The organism is Frateuria sp. GZRR33 (assembly GCF_051900425.1).
In the GTDB taxonomy this organism is placed as follows: Bacteria; Pseudomonadota; Gammaproteobacteria; order Xanthomonadales; family Rhodanobacteraceae; genus Frateuria_A.
Genome location: NZ_JBHZGK010000006.1, coordinates 211,142 through 231,244 on the forward strand (window position 1 = coordinate 211,142; position 20,103 = coordinate 231,244).

At 68.8% G+C, this 20,103-nt stretch carries 19 protein-coding genes and 1 pseudogene; 9 read left to right on the plus strand and 11 right to left on the minus strand.

Features of this window, described 5'->3' with window-relative positions:
- Positions 1-19 precede the first annotated feature (19 nt).
- Entirely contained in the window at positions 20-679 is a 660-nt protein-coding gene (locus ACFWZU_RS09985) for a glutathione S-transferase family protein (protein WP_439701358.1), read from the plus strand.
- Between the two features lie 81 nt (positions 680-760).
- Here the strand turns inward: ACFWZU_RS09985 and ACFWZU_RS09990 are convergent, their stop codons facing one another.
- Positions 761-940 (minus strand): hypothetical protein, encoded by a 180-nt coding sequence (locus ACFWZU_RS09990; RefSeq protein WP_439701359.1) that lies wholly within the window; start codon positions 938-940, stop codon positions 761-763.
- Between the two features lie 502 nt (positions 941-1,442).
- Here ACFWZU_RS09990 and ACFWZU_RS09995 point away from each other — a divergent pair.
- On the plus strand, positions 1,443-1,628 hold the full coding sequence (locus ACFWZU_RS09995) for a hypothetical protein (protein ID WP_439701360.1): 186 nt from the start codon (positions 1,443-1,445) through the stop codon (positions 1,626-1,628).
- Between the two features lie 102 nt (positions 1,629-1,730).
- Here ACFWZU_RS09995 and ACFWZU_RS10000 read toward each other — a convergent pair whose 3' ends face one another.
- Positions 1,731-2,726 carry an alpha/beta fold hydrolase gene (locus tag ACFWZU_RS10000; RefSeq protein WP_439701361.1) on the minus strand — a complete coding sequence of 332 codons (996 nt, stop codon included), beginning with the start codon at positions 2,724-2,726 and terminating at the stop codon, positions 1,731-1,733.
- A 186-nt stretch (positions 2,727-2,912) separates the two neighbouring features.
- Between ACFWZU_RS10000 and ligD the strand changes: the two genes are divergently transcribed.
- Entirely contained in the window at positions 2,913-5,480 is a 2,568-nt protein-coding gene (ligD, locus tag ACFWZU_RS10005) for a DNA ligase D (RefSeq protein ID WP_439701362.1), read from the plus strand.
- On the opposite strand, the gene ACFWZU_RS10010 is transcribed toward ligD, so the two are convergent.
- A complete protein-coding gene (locus ACFWZU_RS10010; RefSeq protein ID WP_439701363.1) occupies positions 5,428-6,162 on the minus strand; it encodes a hypothetical protein in 735 nt (244 codons plus the stop codon). The genes ligD and ACFWZU_RS10010 overlap by 53 nt on opposite strands.
- A gap of 216 nt (positions 6,163-6,378) precedes the next feature.
- Between ACFWZU_RS10010 and ACFWZU_RS10015 the strand changes: the two genes are divergently transcribed.
- Positions 6,379-7,221 (plus strand): class I SAM-dependent methyltransferase, encoded by an 843-nt coding sequence (locus ACFWZU_RS10015; protein ID WP_439701435.1) that lies wholly within the window; start codon positions 6,379-6,381, stop codon positions 7,219-7,221.
- A gap of 64 nt (positions 7,222-7,285) precedes the next feature.
- On the opposite strand, the gene ACFWZU_RS10020 is transcribed toward ACFWZU_RS10015, so the two are convergent.
- The 4 genes from ACFWZU_RS10020 to ACFWZU_RS10035 form a co-directional block, all read right to left on the minus strand.
- Complete coding sequence (locus tag ACFWZU_RS10020) at positions 7,286-9,061, minus strand: tetratricopeptide repeat-containing diguanylate cyclase (protein ID WP_439701364.1); 1,776 nt, start codon at positions 9,059-9,061, stop codon at positions 7,286-7,288.
- A gap of 16 nt (positions 9,062-9,077) precedes the next feature.
- Positions 9,078-9,347, minus strand: coding sequence for a hypothetical protein (locus ACFWZU_RS10025; protein WP_439701365.1), 270 nt, complete (start codon positions 9,345-9,347; stop codon positions 9,078-9,080).
- Positions 9,348-9,451: 104 nt separating this feature from the next.
- The gene (locus ACFWZU_RS10030; protein ID WP_439701366.1) at positions 9,452-10,294 is read right to left on the minus strand and encodes an SAM-dependent methyltransferase; all 843 of its coding nucleotides are present in this window, start codon (positions 10,292-10,294) and stop codon (positions 9,452-9,454) included.
- An 89-nt stretch (positions 10,295-10,383) separates the two neighbouring features.
- Entirely contained in the window at positions 10,384-11,208 is an 825-nt protein-coding gene (locus ACFWZU_RS10035) for a hypothetical protein (RefSeq protein WP_439701367.1), read from the minus strand.
- A 240-nt stretch (positions 11,209-11,448) separates the two neighbouring features.
- Between ACFWZU_RS10035 and ACFWZU_RS10040 the strand changes: the two genes are divergently transcribed.
- A complete protein-coding gene (locus tag ACFWZU_RS10040; protein ID WP_439701368.1) occupies positions 11,449-12,108 on the plus strand; it encodes a helix-turn-helix transcriptional regulator in 660 nt (219 codons plus the stop codon).
- Positions 12,109-12,162: 54 nt separating this feature from the next.
- Here ACFWZU_RS10040 and ACFWZU_RS10045 read toward each other — a convergent pair whose 3' ends face one another.
- The 3 genes and pseudogenes from ACFWZU_RS10045 to ACFWZU_RS10055 form a co-directional block, all read right to left on the minus strand.
- The gene (locus tag ACFWZU_RS10045; RefSeq protein ID WP_439701369.1) at positions 12,163-12,357 is read right to left on the minus strand and encodes a hypothetical protein; all 195 of its coding nucleotides are present in this window, start codon (positions 12,355-12,357) and stop codon (positions 12,163-12,165) included.
- Positions 12,358-12,571: 214 nt separating this feature from the next.
- The gene (locus ACFWZU_RS10050; protein WP_439701370.1) at positions 12,572-14,434 is read right to left on the minus strand and encodes a hypothetical protein; all 1,863 of its coding nucleotides are present in this window, start codon (positions 14,432-14,434) and stop codon (positions 12,572-12,574) included.
- A gap of 226 nt (positions 14,435-14,660) precedes the next feature.
- A pseudogene (locus ACFWZU_RS10055) lies at positions 14,661-15,326 on the minus strand (hypothetical protein); the annotation flags it as partial.
- A gap of 326 nt (positions 15,327-15,652) precedes the next feature.
- Between ACFWZU_RS10055 and ACFWZU_RS10060 the strand changes: the two are divergent.
- Positions 15,653-17,284, plus strand: a complete 1,632-nt coding sequence (locus tag ACFWZU_RS10060; RefSeq protein ID WP_439701371.1) for a S8 family peptidase — start codon at positions 15,653-15,655, stop codon at positions 17,282-17,284.
- A gap of 211 nt (positions 17,285-17,495) precedes the next feature.
- Here the strand turns inward: ACFWZU_RS10060 and ACFWZU_RS10065 are convergent, their stop codons facing one another.
- Positions 17,496-18,077 carry a redoxin domain-containing protein gene (locus tag ACFWZU_RS10065; RefSeq protein WP_439701372.1) on the minus strand — a complete coding sequence of 194 codons (582 nt, stop codon included), beginning with the start codon at positions 18,075-18,077 and terminating at the stop codon, positions 17,496-17,498.
- 235 nt (positions 18,078-18,312) lie between these two features.
- Here ACFWZU_RS10065 and ACFWZU_RS10070 point away from each other — a divergent pair, with 235 nt between their 5' ends.
- From ACFWZU_RS10070 to ACFWZU_RS10080, 3 genes are all read left to right on the plus strand, one after another.
- A complete protein-coding gene (locus ACFWZU_RS10070; RefSeq protein ID WP_439701373.1) occupies positions 18,313-18,858 on the plus strand; it encodes a peroxiredoxin in 546 nt (181 codons plus the stop codon).
- Positions 18,859-18,933: 75 nt separating this feature from the next.
- Entirely contained in the window at positions 18,934-19,704 is a 771-nt protein-coding gene (locus ACFWZU_RS10075; RefSeq protein WP_439701374.1) for a hypothetical protein, read from the plus strand.
- A gap of 70 nt (positions 19,705-19,774) precedes the next feature.
- The gene (locus tag ACFWZU_RS10080; RefSeq protein ID WP_439701375.1) at positions 19,775-20,101 is read left to right on the plus strand and encodes a hypothetical protein; all 327 of its coding nucleotides are present in this window, start codon (positions 19,775-19,777) and stop codon (positions 20,099-20,101) included.
- Positions 20,102-20,103: the final 2 nt, after the last annotated feature.

Genomic DNA, 20,103 nt, shown 5'->3' on the forward strand with positions numbered 1-20,103 from the left:
CAGTCCACTGGAGCACGCCATGGCACCGACCCTGCCCCGCCTTTACGCCCATCCGTTTTCCTCCTACTCGCAGAAGGTGCTGGTCGCCCTCTACGAGAACGGCACCGCCTTCGAGTACCGCTCCCTGGAACAACCGCAGGCCAACGAGGAGCTGGCCGCGCTGTGGCCGATGCGACGCTTCCCGGTGCTGGTCGACCGGGGCCGCACGATCCTGGAGGCAAGCTGCATCGTCGAATACCTGGACCTGCACCACCCCGGCCCGGCACGGCTGATTCCGGCGGAAGCCAGGGCGGCGCTGGAAGTGCGCATGCTCGACCGCGTGTTCGACAACTACGTATCGACGCCGCAGCAGAAGGTGGTGTTCGACAAGCTGCGCCCGGAAGGCCGCAAGGACGAGCATGGCGTGGGCGAAGCGAGGGCCATGCTGGAAACCGCGTACGCGTGGCTGGACCGGCGCATGGCCGGACGCGAGTGGATCGCGGGCGCGTTCAGCCTTGCCGACTGCGCCGCCGCGCCGTTCCTGTTCTATGCCGACTGGACCCATTCGATCGATCCGTCGTTCACCCACTTGCACGCCTACCGCACCCGCCTGCTCGCGCGGCCCTCGTTTGCACGCGCGGTCGACGAGGCTCGCCCCTATCGCGGCTATTTCCCCCTCGGCGCCCCCGATCGCGATTGAGCGCCATGCCTCGGCCTTTCGTAGAGTGCGCTTCAGCCACCGCCTTTCGCAGCGGTCGGCTGAAGCCCACCCTGGGGGCGCTTATCCGAGCTTGTTGTCGTGGTCGCCGTCGTGCCGGCGCACGATCCCCTGCCCGCTGGCTTCCTCGTGGAAGCCTTGCTTGGAGGCGGCCTGGGGCTGGCGCCGGTTCTCGATGTCCTTGGCGTCGTTCTTCAGGCCTTCCTTGTGTTGTGCGTGGAGTTTCTGCTGATCGGGACGCATGGGCCCTCCTGTGTCGAACCGGATGGTCGTGGCCATGGCGGAACGGGAATCCGGCGGCTCCGTATCCGCACCGACAGGCTAGGAGGGCACGCGTTAGCGCGAACGCACCAAGTCGTGATCTGCCGACGACGGACCTTCTCGACCGCCACCGTTGTGTGCGATGTCTGCGCTGCGGGTTGGCGCAGTTGGCCTGATCCGCCCGCAGGAAAGGGAAGTCACGGGGCTGACGCGTGCCGGGCCTGCGCGCAAGGCTGCTCAGCGGCCGGTTGGGTCGGTGTGGCTTCCTGCGCGCCGGTGGCGGAGCCGGGCACGTCGCTGCATCTCCCATTTGCCCCCGGAAAGTGGCCAGTGCGGCCCCCACACATCAAGCGGCGCGGCCGGATTACCCTCTTCTAACGGACTCAGGCGCATTGTCGGGAACGACGCTTTTACGAGGTCGCGCGCCGAATGGCTGATGGCCGTCGCGGTCGCGGCCCCCAACCCTCGCTCCGGGGAGCGCTCCATGCCGCACAAGCAACGACCCGTTTCCGTCGCCGAACTGCACAACATCTACGGCGGCGATCGGCAGCCGCCGAGGACGGAGGATCCGGCGAACTACCGCAAGGCGTCCTTCTCGGTGCGGGAAACCGACCATCCCGGAACGCCGCCGCCGCGGCCGCCCTCGACCGGCAAGAAAAGGGATCGCTGAGCGCACGGCCGCCGTGCCCACGCGCGGAATCCCGTTCGAGCTCCTGGCGGTTCCCGACGTGCGTGCAACGCTTCGCCTCGCGGCCCCGCGCATGCACGGTCCTCAGTCGCCGTGCAGGAACCCGTCCACCGCCTCCAGGAACGCCGCCGGTTCCTCCTGGTAGGGGAAATGCGCACTGCCGGGGAGCACCACCAGCCTGGCGTGCGGCAGGCGCCCGGCCAGCGCGCGTTGCGGGGCAACACCCACGGCCCCGTCATGGGCGCCGACCAGCACCAGCGTCGGCATGCGCAGGCGCTCCGGATGGGCCACCGAGTAGCAGATGAAACCCGATTCCGGCGCCATCAGCGCCGCGCCGATCTCGCCGGTGTTGCGCAGGCCGCTTTGCTTGTCCAGGCGTTCCTGCTCCTCCTTGGCGGCCATCACGTGGAACTGCTGGCGATCGTGGAACGCGTGCCCGTCCGGCAGCGTGGCCGTGGCGGCGCCGACGAAAGCCATGCGCGCACGGGCCAGTGCGCAGGCATCGCCGGGTGGAACGGCACGCAGCGCCTTGCCGGCATCGGCATGCTCGGCCGCTGCGTAGGCTTTCGGGAACCGGGTGGCCAGCGTCTGCATCCAGCTCTCCATCGCGCCGGGCAGGTCCACCGCGGCGTCGATCAGGATCAGCCGCGCCACGCGCTCCGGATGCGTCTGCGCATACTCCACCGCCAGCGTGCCGCCGAAGCTGTGCCCGGCCACCACCATCCGCTCGACGCCCAACTGCCGCCGCAGCCCCTCGATGTCTTCCACCAGCGTCGCCAGCGCATAGTCCCCGCGCCAGGGGCGCTCGCTCTCGCCGCTGCCGCGCTCGTCCAGGTAGACCATCGGATAACGCGCGTCGAGCGCCTTCCCCGCCGTCATGCGGAAGCTGTAGGAGTTGTAGCCCGGCCCGCCATGCAGGAACAGCACCGGCACGTCGGTGGGCACGATCGGACGCGAGGTCCAGTAGGCCAGGCGCACGCCGTTGATGATGGCATCGTGGCGGGTTTCCTCCGCCTGCGCGCGTGACGGCGGAGCAATCAGGCCGGCAAGAAGCGCGGCGGCAACAACCCATAGACGCATGACGGATCAGTCCGATGAAAGATCGCGCCACTTTGCCTGCCATCCCTGCCACCGGGTAAGTGCCGTTGGTCGTACAGACGCGACCTGCTGCCATGGAGAGGCGATGCATGGTGTGGATGCCACGCTCCACCCCGGATTCACGACGCGGGTGCCACAACGGCCTGGGCCACTTTGCGGAGCCATCGGTTGAGCCTCAGGGAATACGATCGCAAGCGACGTTTCGACAGCACGCCGGAGCCGCGTTCGGAAGGCTCCGCGGCGGAGGGTGGGCGGCCGATCTTCGTGGTGCAGCTGCATCACGCCAGCCGGCGGCACTACGACTTCCGGCTGCAGGTCGGCGACACGCTCAAATCCTGGGCCTGTCCCAAGGGGCCGAGCTATGACCCGAACGTCAAGCGCCTGGCGGTGGAGGTCGAGGACCACCCCATTTCGTACGCCAAGTTCCAGGGCGACATCCCCGCGGGCGCCTACGGCGGCGGCCACGTCGACACCTTCGACAGCGGCGTGTGGTCGACGCCGTACGACCCGGAGGCGCAACTGGAGAAAGGCCACCTGCGCTTCGAGCTGTTCGGCACCCGGCTCAAGGGGAGCTGGCACCTGGTGCGCAGCGGCAAGCCGGCGAAGCAGCCGCAATGGTTCCTGATGCACGACAAGGACGCCTACGCGAGCGACGTGGAGGCCGACGACCTGCTCGACGCGCGCATGATCGCCAGCACCAGGGCCGCCGCCGGCCGCTCCGGCGGCGCGAAGGAAGTGGCCGCGACGCTGGACACGCGCAAGCGCAAGAAGGTGCCGGTCGCCGGTCACCACGCCAGCAAGGTCGGCAAGCTCGCCGCCGCGGCGGAAGGCGCGAAGAAGGCGAAGGCGAGCGCCGATTTCTTCCAGCCCGAACTTGCCACCCTGCGCGAGAACCCGCCCACCGGCGACCAGTGGCTGCATGAGGTGAAGTGGGACGGTTATCGCATCCTCGCGACCGTCGCCAAGGGTCGGGTCGAGCTGTGGTCGCGCAACGGGCTGTCGTGGTCGGACAAGGTTCCCGACATCCGCCAGGCGATCGAGTCGCTGGGCCTCGACTCGGCGCGCCTCGACGGCGAACTGATCGCCCTGAGCGCGGACGGCCAGGCCGATTTCAACGCGCTGCAGAAGACGCTTTCCGGCGAAGCCAATGCACCGCTCGCCTACATGCTGTTCGACCTGCCCTTCGTGGAGGGCTACGACCTCTGCGCCACGCCGCTGCACGCGCGCAAGGCGATCCTCGAGGCGTTGCTCCAGGACCCGCCCGCGCATCTCTCCTACAGCACCCATGTGGTGGGCAACGGCGACCAGGTATTCGCCATGGCCAGCGCGCAGAAGCTCGAGGGCATCCTCAGCAAGCGCGCCGATTCCCGCTACCGTGCCGGTCGCGGCGACGACTGGCTGAAGATCAAGCGCGTGGAGTCGGACGAATTCGCGGTCGTCGGCTACACCGCGCCCAAGGGTGGGCGCCAGGGCTTTGGTGCGCTGCTGCTGGCAAAGCCCGCACCGGAAGGCGGCTGGCATTTCATGGGCCAGGTCGGCAGTGGCTTCAGCAACCGGCAGTTGCTGGACCTGAGCCGCACGCTGGCCACCGGCGGCGGCAGCAAGCCGACGGTGAACAATCCCGAAGACGCCCCGCGCGGCGTCAAGTGGATCGGGCCCACCGCGGTGGCGGAGGTGAACTACCGCGGCATCGGCAACCAGGGCCTGCTGCGCCAGCCGAGCCTGAAGACGATGCGCGCGGACAAGTCGCCGGCGGACCTGCGCGACAGCGACCGCGCCACGCCGGAACCCACCGCAGGCAGCCGCAAGTCGTCCACGCGCAAGCGCGCGAACCGCAAGAGCGAGGCGAGCGCGCCGGCAGGCATCACCATCACCCATCCCGGGCGCGTGGTGTATCCGGCCGACGGCTACACCAAGCAGGATGTGGCCGACTACTACCGCACGGTAATGGACTGGTTCCTGCCCGGCGTGATCGACCGGCCCACGTCGATCATCCGTTACCCCGACGGCATCGACAAACCCTCGTTCTTCCAGAAGCACATCCCTTCCGGCGGCCTCAAGTACGTAGGCAGCGTGAAGCTCAAGGAGGAAACCGGCGCCGCCGCCATCTACCTCTACCCGCAGTCCGCCGACTCGGTGATGGAACTGGTGCAGTACGGCACGCTCGAGTTCCACCCCTGGGGCGCCAAGGTCGAGACGCCGGACCTCGCCGACCGCGTGGTGTTCGACCTCGACCCCGGCCCGGACGTGAGCTGGGAGCGCGTGGTCGCGGCTGCCCGGCTGGTGCGCAAGCTGCTGGCCGACCTGGAGCTGGAATCCTTCCTGCGCACCACTGGCGGCAAGGGCCTGCACGTCGTGGTGCCGCTCAACCCGCCGTCGGACTGGGGCACGGTCAAGCAGTTCGCGCAGGGTTTCGCCGGGGCGCTGGCAGGCATCCATCCGATGGAGTTCGTCGCGGTCAGCACCAAGTCGATCCGCCACCAGAAGATCTTCGTCGACTACCTGCGCAACGGCCGCGGCGCCACGGCGGTGGCCTCCTACTCGCTGCGCGGGCGCCCTGGCGCGCCGGTGGCGGTGCCGCTGCGCTGGGAGGAACTGGGCAAGATCACGAGCGGCGCGCAATTCGACATCCGTTCCCTGCCCGCCCGGCTCAAGCGGCTGCGCAAGGACCCGTGGGCAGGCATCAACGACATCCGGCAGGGCCTGGGCCAGGTGTTCCAGAAGCTGGGCGGCTGAGCGACTCAGGCTCCACGGGTCGTCGCAACCAGCGCAGGCCCAGCAGCGCGCCCACCGCGCTGGCCAGGGTCACCCAATGCACCAGCCACGGCGCGCCGGCCACGGGACCGGCCAGGAAGCCCGCATCGAGCATGCGGTTGAACAGCGGCAGCAGCGGACCGGTGATGACGATGCCAGCCACCAGCGCCAGCAGGAAGACGGTCCTCCGCCACGCCGTCGCCGCGAGCGCCCGCCAGGCCACCGCCAGCGCCAAAGCGCACAACCCCGCCACCACACCGGCTGCGGCCGGGTGCACCCAGCCGGCATCCGCGCCGACGAGGGCACGCGCCACCAGCATCTCGTCGCCATGCCCGCTGAGCGCCGTCACCAGGCGTGCGAGCGGGTTGGCGGCAAAAACCAGCGCGACGCCCGGCCACGCGCGCCCGCGGCGCAGCGCGAGCAGCGCGCCTGCCGCCATCAGCAGGTAGGAAAGCAGCGGCCCGGCTGCGGTCGGCAGCCAGCTGTCGCAGCCCTCGATCGACCAGCGGCTGAAATCGCGCTCGGCCCAGCGCCCGCACACCAGCCGGCCGGTCAGCGTGTGCGCGAACTCGTGCGCCTCGTGCACCAGCATGACCAGCGGCGCGAGCGCGACCAGCCATCGCCAGGGGAAAGGGTAGTTCTCACGTAGGCTGGATGCGTGCATCGCCGGCTCCTGTCCGAAGACCGTTCGATGCAGTCGGGCTGAGACAGGTTTGAACCGATGCCCGCACCTCGTGCGCCATCGGCAGGCGTGATGTGCGGGAACCAGGACCGGCATGGCGGTCGCGCTCGGCTGCGCTCCTGCATGGCGCGGCGGATGGCCGGCGGGGCACCGATTCGCTATGGTCGCGCTCCCGACATGCACCAGGAACGTCCGTTCGTGCCGCACTACACCGGTCCCCTGCTCATCCGTTCCGTTGCCGAGGCCATGGCCGCTGCGCGCGATGCCGACGCCGGCGCCTGGCAGGGATCGTTGGATCTCGGTCGCTCGCGCACGGACGTGTCGTTGCAGGCGGACGCCTGGCAGTGGCAGGGTTCGCACTACCCGTACCCGGCGAAGCTCAAGGACCGCACGATCTACTACTGGGATGGCGAGGCGTTCGCGCCGGTGTCGCGCTTCTGCGGTTCGCTGATCAAGCTGGTGCCGACCGAATGGGGCGCACCGACCTTCGAGATCGACGGAATCAAGATGCTGCCTACGGCGAAGGACTCGCCGGTCGAGGACGCGCGCCGCAAGGTGGCGCTGGTGGAGCCGCGCGGCAAGGTGGTACTCGACACCTGCGGCGGGCTGGGCTACTTCGCAGCCTGTTGCCTGGAGGCCGGCGTGGCGCACATCCAGTCGTTCGAGAAGAACCCCGACGTGCTCTGGCTGCGCACGCTCAATCCGTGGTCGCCCGATCCCGACGCGCCCGCCAGCGGCGGCCGGCTGCAACTCGCGCACGCCGACGTGTCGGTCGCCATCGCGCAGGTCGCCGACGCCTCGGTCGATGCGCTGCTGCATGATCCACCCCGCTTCGGCATCGCCGGCGAGCTGTATTCGCAGGCGTTCTACGACCAACTCGCCCGCGTGCTGCGGCGTGGCGGGCGGCTGTTCCACTACACCGGCAGCCCGAACAAGCTCACCAGCGGCCGCGACGTGCCGCGCGAAGTGGCGAAGCGGCTGGAGAAGGCCGGCTTCAAGGCGCAGCCGGCGCTGGATGGCGTGCTGGCAACGCGGCGCTAGGACGTGCTGCGAACGGGTTGGCCCGCCGCCTGCACAGTGCGGACCATCAGGCTGACGAAGCTTGTCAGGCCTGAGCCAGGGCGCTGGCCACTTCGACGTCGCCCATGACGCAGTTGCGGCCTGCGCGCTTGGCCCGATAGAGCGCCGCATCGGCTTCCCTGCAAAGCCGCTGCACGCCGTAACCGGAAGTCGAGGTCGAAGCCAGCCCCACGCTGGCCGACACGGTGATCTCGCACCCGTCTCTGGTGACCGGCGATTCGATGATTGCTGCACGGATGCGGTTGGCGATGTCCATGCCCTGCTCGCGCGAACACTCGTACAGCAGGATGCCGAACTCCTCGCCGCCCAGCCGTCCGAACAGGTCGACGGGACGCAACTGCTGCTGGCAAGCGGCGACCGCGCGCCTAAGCACCGTGTCGCCCATGGCATGGCCGTGGGTATCGTTGACGAGCTTGAAATGATCCAGGTCCAGCACGATCAGGCAGGCATGGCCGACCTTCTTGTCCAGCTGCTGCAGGGCGCGCTCGGTCCTGCACATGAAGTGCTGGTGGTTGAGGATGCCGGTCAGGCCGTCCAGGCGCGAAAGCCGCTTGAAACGCAGCTGAGAGCGCTTGAGCCGGAACAGCCAGAAGACGATCGATGCCAGCACCAGAAGCAGCAGGACGTTGTACAGGCGGCTGGTCTCCACCGCCTTGGTGTCCAGGGCCTGCTGCAGCCGGAGGATCTTGTTCTGCTTGCCGAGCCTTTCGGTTTCGAGCTTCTGCGCCAACAGGTGCTGCTGCGCAGCCTGGTATGCCAAGGCACGAGCACTGACGTCGTCCAGATAGCCCTTGTCCTGGGCGACGTAGCGTTCGTAGTAGGAAAGCGCGGTCGCCGTGTTGCCCTGCCTCTTTTCGACGCGATACAGGACTTCGTAGGCGTTGGCCAGCCACTCGTCGGTGCTGTCGGGCCTGGCCATGGCCAGGGCGGCGAGGGCGGCTTTCCTGGCATCGTTGTCCCTGCCCAGCTTTGCGTACGCCTGCGCCCGCTCCACCTGGGCAGAAAGGGTGTGCACGTAGTAGCCGCTCAGGCGAATGCCGGGCGCAAGCCGGTCGAGCAAGGCCAACGCCTTGCCCGGCTGGCCCTCCTCCAGGTAGAGGCTGCTCAGGGTCAGTTGCATGGCATGGACGAACACCGGCTGCCCGGCCAGCTTGCAGGTGTCGATGGCCCGCTGCAGCTCCGGGCTGGCCGAGGTCAGCCGCTTGCCGTTGTACAGCGCGGCAACCTCCCTCGACAGCGGACGGCAAAGGTTTTCGCCAGGCGGTATCGCCCGTTCGGCCATCCGCGCGTATTGGACCGCCAGGTCGATCTGGCCCGCCAGGTTGAGCATCTGCGAGAGGTCCGCCAGGAGCAGGAACCTGGCTTCGGGATGCCGCACGTGGGCAAGCCCGGCCGTCAGGCGGTTGGCAAGCCCGAAAGCGTCCTCGTAGCGCCGGCTCAGCCACAGGCTGTTCAGCAGGAGACCCGAGGCCTTGGCGGCCAGCACCTCGTCACCGGAATGCTCGACGATCTCGCTCAGCTTTGCCTGCGAACTGGCGTAGTCGCCCTGGAACATGACCTCCCAGGCGTCCAGGTAGCGCAGTTGCCATTGCTCGGCCGGCGTCAGGCCGGACGTCTCACGGTGGGCCCGGGCAAGCATCTGCACGAAACGTGCGTGATCGCTTGTCCGCAGGCTCTCGGCCTGCCGCAGGAACTGGCCGACATCGGTGATGGGCGGGTTGGCCGGACTGGCCTGGGCGAGCAGGCACCAGGCCAGTCCCGCCCAAGCGGACCATACGCGGATGCGGCTGTAGCCGGACATGGCGGCGCCGCTGGGCCTACGACTTCTCTGCGGGAATGGGAGCCTCGAGCGGCTCTTCCTGCGCGGGCTCTTCTTCGTGGGCGGGCATCTGGGTGATCTGCGGCGTCAGGTTGTGCTGTGCGCCGAACTCCGCGGCCAGCACCGAACGGTCGCCCGAGGCGGCGGCCGCCACCAGAACAGCGGACCCCTGCGCCTGCTCCAGCCTGCGAGCCATTTCCTCGGCTGGCGCGTGCCGCAGCGAGGCGTCCTTTCCGACCGCTTCCAACAGATCGATGGTGTCCGTCATGTCGTTTCCCTGTTCCTCGGTTTGATGAAGGAGCGTGCCGGGCGACCTTGCACCGCCCATGCAGCGTGCGCACGGCAATGAGGGAGCCCCCTGTGTGCGCGCCATTATGCGACGGTTGGCGCCCCCGTTGCGGCGTTTTCACACGCGTCCAGTTCGGCCAGACGCGCCTGCATCGCCAGGTTGGGCCGGAGCGGGGCGGCCGGCGGCAGTACCACGGTTTCCTCCGCTGTCAGCCCCGCATGCGGCAGGTCGCACAGGGTAATGCGCCGCACCCGCGGCGCCTCGATCGGCAGCGTCGCCGCGCGGTAGACGATCACCTCGTGGTCGGCCGGATAGTCCTGCCGCAGAAGCTCGACCAGCAACTGGCGGTACGCGGGGCCGGTGGCCAGGCGCCCGAGCGAACGATCGCCGACCAGTGCGACCTGCCAGAGCACGACATAACCGGCCGGATCGATGCGTCGCTCGTAGAACAGCAATTGGCTGGCCTCGAAGTGCTGGCAGCCGAAACGGCCCGGGTCGATGCCCAGGTCCGCATACAGGCAATCCTCCGCCGAAATGCCGGGCTCCATGTGCGCTTCGAATCCTTCCGCGCGCGCCACGGCAATGGCCTTGTGCGGCGACCAGGCGAAAATGCCCGGGTGGCCGTAGAACACACCGCAGACGCGCTTGCCGGCGCGCACCTGCGCCATCATCAGTTCGACCCACTCGCGATAGGTCTTAAGGCGCGACTTGCCCTCGCGGTAATACGGCTGGAGGCTGCGCACGTCCGCATGCATGCGCTCGAGCCACTTCTCGACAATGCCGTCGGAGAGCCCGGCGAACACCACGTCCGCCTGTTCGATATGGCTGCGCGCCAGCGGCGTGAGATGGGAGCCCAGGGTCATGCCGATGCCGACGCAGGCGAGGCTGCCGCGGGGCCTTTGCGCTATCACGGGGGAGGTGTCCATCGCGTGATGGTAGGGCAAGCGGCGACGGACAGGGGCGTCAGACACGTACGCCCCCGCGCGACCGGGGGCGTACGGCAGCAGCGACAGTTTCAGTCCAGCGGCACCTTGTAGTTGCCGTGGTTGTCGATCGGGCAGGCGCACTCGTTGCCGACCTGTTTCGGCGCGAAGTGGTAGCCGGGGATGCGGCTGGTGAGATAGGCCGCCGTGGCCTTGTAGGCGTTCAGCCCATAAGGCGGCTTGGCCGAACCGAACGTGTTCCCGCCGGGGGTGGTCAGCACCTGCCACAGCGTGGGCTGGGCGGCCGACTGCGTGATGTAGAAGCTCGGCACGACCGTGTCGTTGAAGGCGGCGTACTTGTCCACGCCGACGAGGTTCCAGGCATCCTGCGAGGCGTTCTTCCAGAAGCCCGGCGAGCACCATGCGCCTGGCGTCTTCATCGGCTGGCAACCGTGGCTGACCACCAACTGTACGTTGCCGTTCCTGACATCACCCTCGTAGGTGGCGGTTACCGGCAGGCCGACCAGGTTGCGGTAGCGGTAGTACTTGCTGGCGTACTTGAAGGTGCCGCCAACCTTGATCATCTGCACTGTGCGGTCGGGCAGGGTCAGCGTGGCCGACACCGCGCCATTGGCCGTAAGCACCCAGACCAGATAGCCCTGCCCCGTCTGGTAGGGCTGGCCCGTCCCGTTCCAGTTGGCGAACAGGCCGGTGCCGCCGTCGTCGGCATCGTCCTGCCCGGTGAGCCCACAGCGCTCGTCCTGCAGGTTGTGCGTATTGCCGTCGAAACTGAAGCCCTGGCCGGTGTAGGTCACGACCGTAGCGGCCCATGCGGGCGCGGCCCCGACGAGGGTAAGCAGGAGTGCCAGCAATGGCATGCCGAGCAGGCGCCTGGACTTCATGAGCAGGGTCTTCATGAGCGTGTACTCCCGGGGAACCGCCGCAGCGGGGGGAGCGCAGCATGCGGCGCGCGCCGGATCGGATGAATACTCCGATCGGAGTAGGCACCGGCGTCGCACCGGCCCCGGCCGGCCTTGTCGTGATGGCGGACTGGAGCTCCTTTCTTGCGTCAACAGGCGACGGGCGGGTTACACGCCCTGCTCACGGCGGCGCGCCAATCCTTCCCGCAGGAAAACGCGGGATCGCGGGAGGGCCGCGTGATCAGCATCGTGCTAGGCGGTCCGGACCCCGCCATCCGTCATGCCCTGGCCGCCGGTTTCGGGCGCTTCGACGGGCTGCAGGTCGTTGGCGACAGCGGCGCGCCGGAGCACCTGTCGATGCTGGTTGCCACCCATCGTCCGGCCGTGGTGGTGATCGAGGCGTGCTGGGCCGATGCCTGTCCCGGCCTGCTCGGACGCCTGCTGGCCCGGCATTTCGCGCCAAGGGTGTTGATGTACGCCGATACCCTGGCAAGGCCGGAGATCCTTGCCGCCGTGAAACTCGGCGCCCATGGCTGCCTTCCGCGCCATGCGCCTGCGTCGACGTGGCGCCGGGCGATCCAGGCCATCCATGGGGGCGACTGCTGGATTCCGCGCGCGCTGATGGCTGCCGCACTGGCCGATCTCAGGCACCTGCTGCGCGCGGACCTGCCGCCCGCGCCGGGCATGGGGCCACTGACCGAGCGTCAGCGCGAGATCGTGCGCTGGGTCGCCCAGGGCCTGAGCAACAAGGAGATCGGTCGCCACATGGGCATCAGCCCGACCACGGTCAAGACGCACCTGCACAACATCTTCGAGCGTGCCGGCATCAACGGGCGCCAGCAGCTGACCGTCCACGCACTCAAGCACGCCCCGGCACCGGGTGCCGGGGTGAACTGAACGCGACTGCGCCCTTGCATGGCGCCCGGGCGGCGCCGCCGCCTTTGGCCGGCTTCAGTACTGCGGTGCGTACCAGGCCAGGACGTCCCTGGCCTGCCGGATGTCCAGCGGCGGGCACTGGCCCAACTCGCCCCCGGAGAGGACCGACTGCGCGCGCATGCGGATGCGCGTCTCCTCCGGATCGACCGGCGCGGAAAGCCGGCCCCATTTCGCTTCGTAACGTGCGGTGGCTTCCTGGAGTGCGTTCATGCGTGATTCCTCCTTGCACAGGTGGCTTGCCAACTGCAGAACGGATACCGAAGCCCCTGAGCACGAACGTCGAGCCCGCTTCGGTTGCGGCCAGTATCGACGGCCGAAGTGAACCCCTCGCCAAGTTGGCGTGGTCCCCGCGTGGGGGCGCCACCGAAAACGACACGGGCGCGGCGAAGAAGCCTTCGCCGCGCCCGTCGCCGTCAACAAAAGGTCAAAACTGGAGTCGGGAGATCCGCGTCGACCAGTTGCTGAGCGCACCGCGCGTGCCGCCGCACTGGAACAATGGCGGGGTCAGGTACTGCGCCAGCGTGCAGGCGTGGGCGATGTACTCGGAGGCGGTCCAGATGGTGTTGCCCTCGGCCGCCGCCGCACCGTAGTCGCCCCAGCGCGGACGGTTGCCGCCCAGGTAGGGGATGCCGGTGAAGCCGTCCCACGGCGCCGCACCCGCGGCGGCTATGTGCACGTCGCCGGCGCCCTGCTTTGCATCGAAGCTGGCGTAGCCGGCGCTGGGCCAGTCGTTCGGGCCGACCACGGTGAAGGCGATCACGCCGCGACCGCTCTGCGTCACCGCCGAGGTGCCGTAAGTGAGGTTGGCGTCGGGGAGCGCCAGCGTGCCGTTGGCGAACACGCCGCCGGACTTCGGATCGATCACGAACCAGGCGACGCCCGACCCATGGCTGCCGTCCCCCAGCAGCACGTCGGTATCCAGCGTGCCCCACAGCTTGCCGTTGGCGAAGCTGACCTGCTGCATGCGCGAGTCGTTGACCGCGAGCGCGCGTGGCGTGGAGTAGACGATGTTCGGGTAACCCAGGTAGGTCGGCGCACATCCGGTCAGCGCGAAGCAGTCGCGCAGCGGTGCGTCGCCGGGCTTCTGCTGCGCGAGGCTGGTGGGCACCGCGTAGGTCTGCACGCCCACCGCCGACACGTCCAGCGTCAGCGACATGGGTGCACTGTCGATCGCGCTGGTGTGGGACACGGACCACAGCCAGATGGTGTTCGACGTGCCTTCGTCGTAGAACACTGCGTCGGAGCTCAGGAGGTACTCGGTGCCGCCATGCGCGCCGGCGTACTGCCCGCCGGTGGAAATGGCCGGCCACACCGTGAACGCCGGTGCCGGCACGCTGGGGTCGCCGGCGTTGAACAGCACCACGTTGGGCGAGGGATCACCCGCCACCAGTGCGCGCTTGGAGATCGCATAGATCTGCGCGCCGTAGAAGCCCGGGCCGAACAGCGCGAACTCGTTGGTGGTCAGGAAGATCGCGTTGGCATCCGCGCCGATGTGCGGATAGTCGCCCAGGCAGAAGCCGGCCGTGCAACCGTGGTCCGGCGTGCCGTCGCTGCCGTTGTTCTGCACCGGCAACTGGTAGACCGTCCAGGCCCCGGTCGGATCGGCCGTCTGGCTGACCGCGATGTCCAGGTGGTTGGTGCCGGAGAGCGCCGAACTGGTGCCGACCCGGTCGAGCGTCAGCACGACGTGGAACCAGCGGCGGGTATCGGCGTCGTAGTAGCACGTCGGGTCGGTGATGCTCGGGCCATAGGCGCCGGTGGTGCGATTGATCGCTGCCGGGTAACCGTAGAAAGTGTTCAGGTCGACCGGACCGACCAGCTGGTTGCCCGCGCGGTCGTAGATCGCAAGCACGTCGTTCACGCTCTCGACGACGAAGCCGTTGCCCGCGCACAGCCCCTGGTCCGGCGGCTCCACGGAAAACTGGTTGCCGCCGTTGGCATAGCGCTGGTCGTGGAAGTTCAGGCCCTCGAAACCACCCTTCAGCTCGGGGTGCGACTTGGCGCGCGTGCCGTGGCCCATGGTGTTGAGGCCATTGTGGTGGCCGCGGCTGATGGTGCGGTTGACCACCGGCTGGTCGCCCAGGTCGTCCTCGCCATCGCCCGAATCGGCGTCGCCCGCCGCCATCGCCGGATCCTGCTCCAGGCTCGTGAGCGGCGCGCCGCCCACGGGGGTGGTGTGGGGTACGGTGGTGCTGCCCTTCTGCAACTTCAGCGTGACGGGGGTTGCCCCCATCGCGCAGGTGGCAAACGTCATCGCCGCGAGGGCGATGAGCAGTCGAGTCTTCATAAACGGTCTCCTTCCATCCGTGAATCGGTTGGCTGACCGCGTCCCCCTGTGAGCGCCGCCGTCGATCAGGCCGACGAGCGTCCACGCAAGTACGCATACGGGGTATGCGCGCGCGCCACGATACGCTCGGGCATCGCGCTATGCCACAGGATTTATGGAAGAGTCCGCCAGCACGACACGCCTTAAACCCACCGCTCCCGGGCCGGGGGCGATCGGCTGAAGCCCACCTAGGTCCGGTGCCCGGCGCCCCCTCGTCATGCCCCGCGTGATCGCCCAGCGCAAGCCCGGCGCCGCCGGCGGCCAGGCCGCCCAACCCCAACCGCCTCCTTTGCCGGGGGCGTCCCTGCCGGCGCCTTCGCCGCGCCCTTGGCCGGCGAAGGTCGGGTCGGCCCCTGTTTCGGCAGCGCCAGTCCGCCAGGGATGGGCGGGAGGTCCAGCGCATGCCGGATGAATCATGCAGCGCGACCACCAGCTCCGCCGTATGCACCGGCCGTCCGGCCGCCAATTCGTTGGCGGCGCGGGCGGCCAGCCGGACCTGCTCGTCGGTGCCCAGCAGCAAAATGTCCGAGAGCGCCGCCTCGACCGCATCGCGGATGCGCCGCGAGCAATCCGAGCCGGCGCCCTCCTCCTGCGCCGCCTCGCCGCGCTGGCGCAGGTGGCGAAGGTGCGTGGGGTCGACCGCCAGGTCGCCGGTGAACGAACCGCCCAGGGTCTTGTACGCAGCCATCAACGTGCGTAGCCGCTCGTTGATCTGCCGGTTCTCCCGCTGCTGCCGACGCTGCACCGCCTGCATCGTGAGCAGGCGCATGCCCACGCCCAGCAGCGTGACCAGCACCAGGCCGAACAAGGTCGGCCACAGCGCGTGCCAGGAGCCGAAATCGAGATTGCGCACGCCACCGCTCCGGAGGGTGGGCGTCAGCATGGCAACGCGCATGCAGGCAAGGCGTCATGGCAGCGCCCGTAACGGCATGGACCACGGCATCGCACGGGCGGACGGCGGACGCCTGGCATACGGCCATCGCCACTGCCGCTTTCACGACGGCCCCACAACCGTCTGCCTAGTGTCCATGCCGTTGCCCGCGGGGAGGCCGCGGTCAGGGTTTGGCTGGAGGCAGGGGTTCTCCGGCTCCGAGGTTTCCTGAGACAGGACAGCGCCATCCGGCGCTGTCGTCGCTTGACGCGCCGAACGCCCGGCGCCCACCACCGGAGGACCACCGCATGACACACCGCTACGCGATCAAGGCGCTGCTCGGCGCTTCCATCGCCCTTGCCCTGTCCCTCTCCGCCCATGCCGCCACGCCATCGGGACCGGCCGGCGTGCGCTACGACGTCAGCAACCTCGCGCCCGGCGGCCAGTACGACCGCTTCATCGTCACTTACCGCGACGGCAGCACCGAGCGCAGCAACCACGCGGCGCTGTTGCAAAACGTGGGCGCGGCGCTCAGCCGGGCAGGCCTGGACCGCGCCACTGCGGCCGGCGGGCGGAGCGCGGGCGTGCAGGCCGCCTACCAGCGCAAGCTCGCCACCGGTGCGGACCTGGTGCGCACCTCGCGCAAACTCGACAGCAGCGAAGCGGCCACCCTGATCCGCCAGATCGCGGCCGACCCCGCGGTGGCCTTCGTGGCGCCGGACGTCATGCTGCACCGCGTGCGCGACATCCAGGCGCCGGCCAACCTCGCGCCGGCCACGTTCAACCCGAGCGACACCTACTACCCGTTCTACCAGTGGAACCTTAAGGCCCCCGACGGCAGCATTACCGTGTTCGGCGACGCCAACCATGGCGGCACGCGCGTCAACGACGCCTGGGACCTCTCCGACGGCAAGGGCGTGACCATCGCCGTGCTCGACACCGGCATCACCCGCCACGTCGACGTCAACACCAGCCTGGCCGACCAGGGCTACGACTTCATCACCGACGCCTTCGTCTCCGGCCGCGCCACCGACGACCGCGTGCCGGGCGGCTGGGACCTGGGCGACTGGACCACCACCGAACCATGGCTGTCGGCCTGCACCAACGAGAACAACCCGCCGGAAGCAAGCTCCTGGCACGGCACGCACGTGGCCAGCACGGCCGGCGCCGAGATCACCGACAACGCCCTGGGCATGGCCGGCATCGCCTTCCACGCCCGCGTGCTTCCGGTGCGCGTGCTCGGCCACTGCGGCGGTTACACCAGCGACATCGCCGACGCGATCGTCTGGGCCGCCGGCGGCAAAGTGGACGGCGTGCCGCGCAACCGGCATCCGGCGCAGGTGATCAACCTGAGCCTGGGCGGCGAAGGCCGCTGCAACCCGAGCGACGTGACCGCCAAGGCGGTGGCCAAGGCGAATTCGCTCGGCGCCGTGGTGGTGGTCTCGGCCGGCAACAGCGGCGACGACGCGGCCAAGTACACCCCGGCCGGCTGCCCGGGCGTGATCACCGTTGCGGCCACCGGCATCACCAGCCAGCGCGCGTACTACTCCAACTACGGGCACGCGGTGGAAATCGCCGCGCCGGGCGGCGGCGTCTATCAGGACGACGATCCGAACACCGGCGTGATCTCCTACGACGGCTTCATCTGGCAGGCGCTCAACAACGGCGATACCACGCCGGTGCCCGAGGGCACCACCTACGGTGGCTTCGCCGGCACCTCGCAGGCGGCCCCGCACGTCACCGGGACGGTGGCGCTGATGCAGGCCGCACGCAAGGAACTGTGCCTGCCGCCGCTCAAGCCCAGGCAGGTCCTCAAGCTGCTGCAGAAGACCGCCTACGAGCCGATGGTCCGGCCCAAGGGCAAGTACTCCATCGGCGCCGGCATCCTCGATTCGGCCGCCGCGGTGGAGGCGGCCGTGCAGTTCGATCCGCACAAGTAGGCAAGCCTGCTCCCCGGAGAGAGGGGGCTGCGGCCCAGGAACCAGAGCCTGCCGCAACCGGCCCCCCTCTCGCCGCCGGGGAGAGGGCTGGGGTGAGGGGCCAAGGCTTGCGGCAAACCACAGCGACCCTCGCAACGATCTTCAGCTCTCCCCACCAGGACAGAAAAAGGCGGGCACCGCCCGCCTTCGCCTCGCATCCGGACACCTGGCCTCAGGAGTGCACAGCCGCCTGCGCAGCAGGCTTCACTCCAGCCCGGGCGAGCATGCCCCGCGCCAGGAACAGCTCCACCCGCTCCAGCGGAATGCGATCGCCCGCATCACCCCCGTAGTACGCCTCGGCAATGTTGCCGTCTTCGTCGATGAGGAAATCGGCCGGCATCAGGTTGGTGGTGTTCAGACCCGCCAGGCCAACGATGCGCAGTCCCTTGATCAGCGTCGGCACGCGCGTGACGATGCCCTTGAGCTTGCGCCACAGCGAACGCTCGATGCCGTAGGTTTCATGCGCGTGCGAACTGGGGTCCGCGATCACGCTGAAGGGCCGCGGCTTGCGCGCAACGAACCGCTGCACCGCCTCCGGCGTGGAACTGAACACGGCCACGATGTCCAGTCCCAGCGTCGACAAGGCCGGGTGGTGGTTGGTCAGCTCGTAGATGCGGAAATTGCAGAACGGACACGCCGCGTCACGGAAGAAGCAAAGCAGCGTGCGCCGCCCCGAGCCGCCGATGTCCACGCGGCGACCGTAGATGTCGACGAAATGCAGCAGCGGCGCCCTGGAAGGTGCGTTCAGTCTCATCGTTGTTCCCCCTGTTCCTGCCTGGTTGGACCTGCAAAGCAGCGTGTGCGCGTCGAGCCAACACCGTCGGATGCCGGGAACCGGCCTCGGGTTGAATCAATCCGCCCACCCGCGCTGAATCCTGCCGGTTACAACTGTAGACCACCTTCCGCCGCGCGCACCCGTCGTCCGGGCATCTGCCCGCGCATTTATGGCGTATAACCGACACACCTTTCCGCACCCCAGGAGCCCCGCCATGAAGTCTCCGCTCAAGCTTGCCGCGCTCGCTCTCGCCGGTACCGCCGTCCTGGCCTCGCCGGCATTCGCCGCACTCAAGGAAGGCACGCAGGCGCCCGACTTCAGCGCGCCCGCCTATCTCGCCGGCAAGGCGTTCACCTTCAATCTCGCCGACGCCCTGAAGAAGGGGCCGGTGGTGGTGTACTTCTTCCCCGCCGCGCACACCTCCGGCTGCAACCTCGAAGCCCACCTGTTCTCGCAGGCCATCGACCAGTTCAAGGCGCTGCACGCCACCGTGATCGGCGTGACCGCCGGCAACACCGACCAGCTCGCCGATTTCTCCAGGGAAACGGAGCATTGCAGCGGCAAGTTTCCGGTCGCCGCCGACGCCGACGCGAAGATCGCCAGGGAGTACGACGCCCTGCTGCCGATGCGCCCCGGCTGGTCGGACCGCACCTCCTACGTGATCGCGCCCTCGGGCAAGATCACCCACGTCTATTCGGACCTCAAGCCGAACAAGCACGTGCAGGAAACGCTCGACGCGGTGAAGGCGCTGGAGAAGTAGCGCCGGCCGACCACCGAAGCGTGAGGGCGGCCCGCGCCGGGCCGCCCGTGACGGGGTCCACAGGGAGGGAAGACCATGCTGCGCTTTGCAAGCCACCTGGCTGGATGGGCGATCGTGCTGCTGCTCGCAGCCTGCGCCGGTGCTCCCGACAGGACGCCTGCCGCCGGGGCGGGCACCGCGCCGCCGAACGCTGACGCCGACGTGCAAGAGGTGATCAGGGGCGTGCAGATGATCCAGCACGGGCAGGTCATGGCGGCGATCGACGGCCCCCTGGACAGCGTGGTCGCCAGGTACGAAGCGGCCTATGCGCATACCGACGCGATCGTCTACAGCGCCCGCGGGCCGTCGGACGCCCTGCTTTACTCGTCCATGGGCGCCACCGCGAAGGCGCGGCAGCCGCAGAAGGTGCTGGTCCTTGGACCGGCCTGGGCGATGGCCTATTGGGCGCGTGGTTTCGCCTACAACGAGATGGCGCGCTACGACGATGCGATCGCCGAGTTGCAGAAGGCGCTCGAGCGCGCGCCGATGGACAGCCAGTACCAGCTGGAGATCGGCTTCGCCTATCAGGGCAAGCACCAGTGGGACGCGTCGCTGGCGCACTACAAGGAGGCCCAGACCGACGCCTCCTTCACCGCTGCGGACGTGCCCGACGCCACCTGCAAGGCCCTGCGCGGCCAGGGCTTTGCACTGACCGAGATGCACCGCTTCGACGAGGCCCGGGCCGCCTACCACGGCTGCCTGGAACTGATCCCGGACGAACCGCGCTCGCTGGCCGAGCTGAAGTACATCGACCAGCAGGCCGGAAGCACGCCGAGGGAAGAGGCGGGCGAGCCCGGCTCGCCATAGCCATGATTCGGTGCGGTCACTCGCCAGCGGCCTGCGATCGGTGGGCTGAGGCGCCGGTCGCGCCCTTCCCATGCTGACGTTCGCCGGCCTGCTGCTCCTGTCCAACCTGCTGGGCGTCGTCGGCCTGATTCTGGGGGCGCGCCTGGCGCGCGTGCTCAAGGCCCGCTACCCGGCGCTGCATGCGAAGGCGCGCGCCGGCAACATGACGTGGTTCATCTTGGGGCTGGGCTCGTGGGCGCAACTGGCGCCCGAGGACCTCGCCAGCGTGCGCAGGATCCAGGGCGTCTGGTTCCTTTGCCAACTCGTCTTTCTGGTTGCCATCGCGAGCGTGATCGTGGGCGAGGCCCACCGCCAGGTCGATGGCTGGCGCGGTCGCCACGACCGCGCCAGCCAGTAACG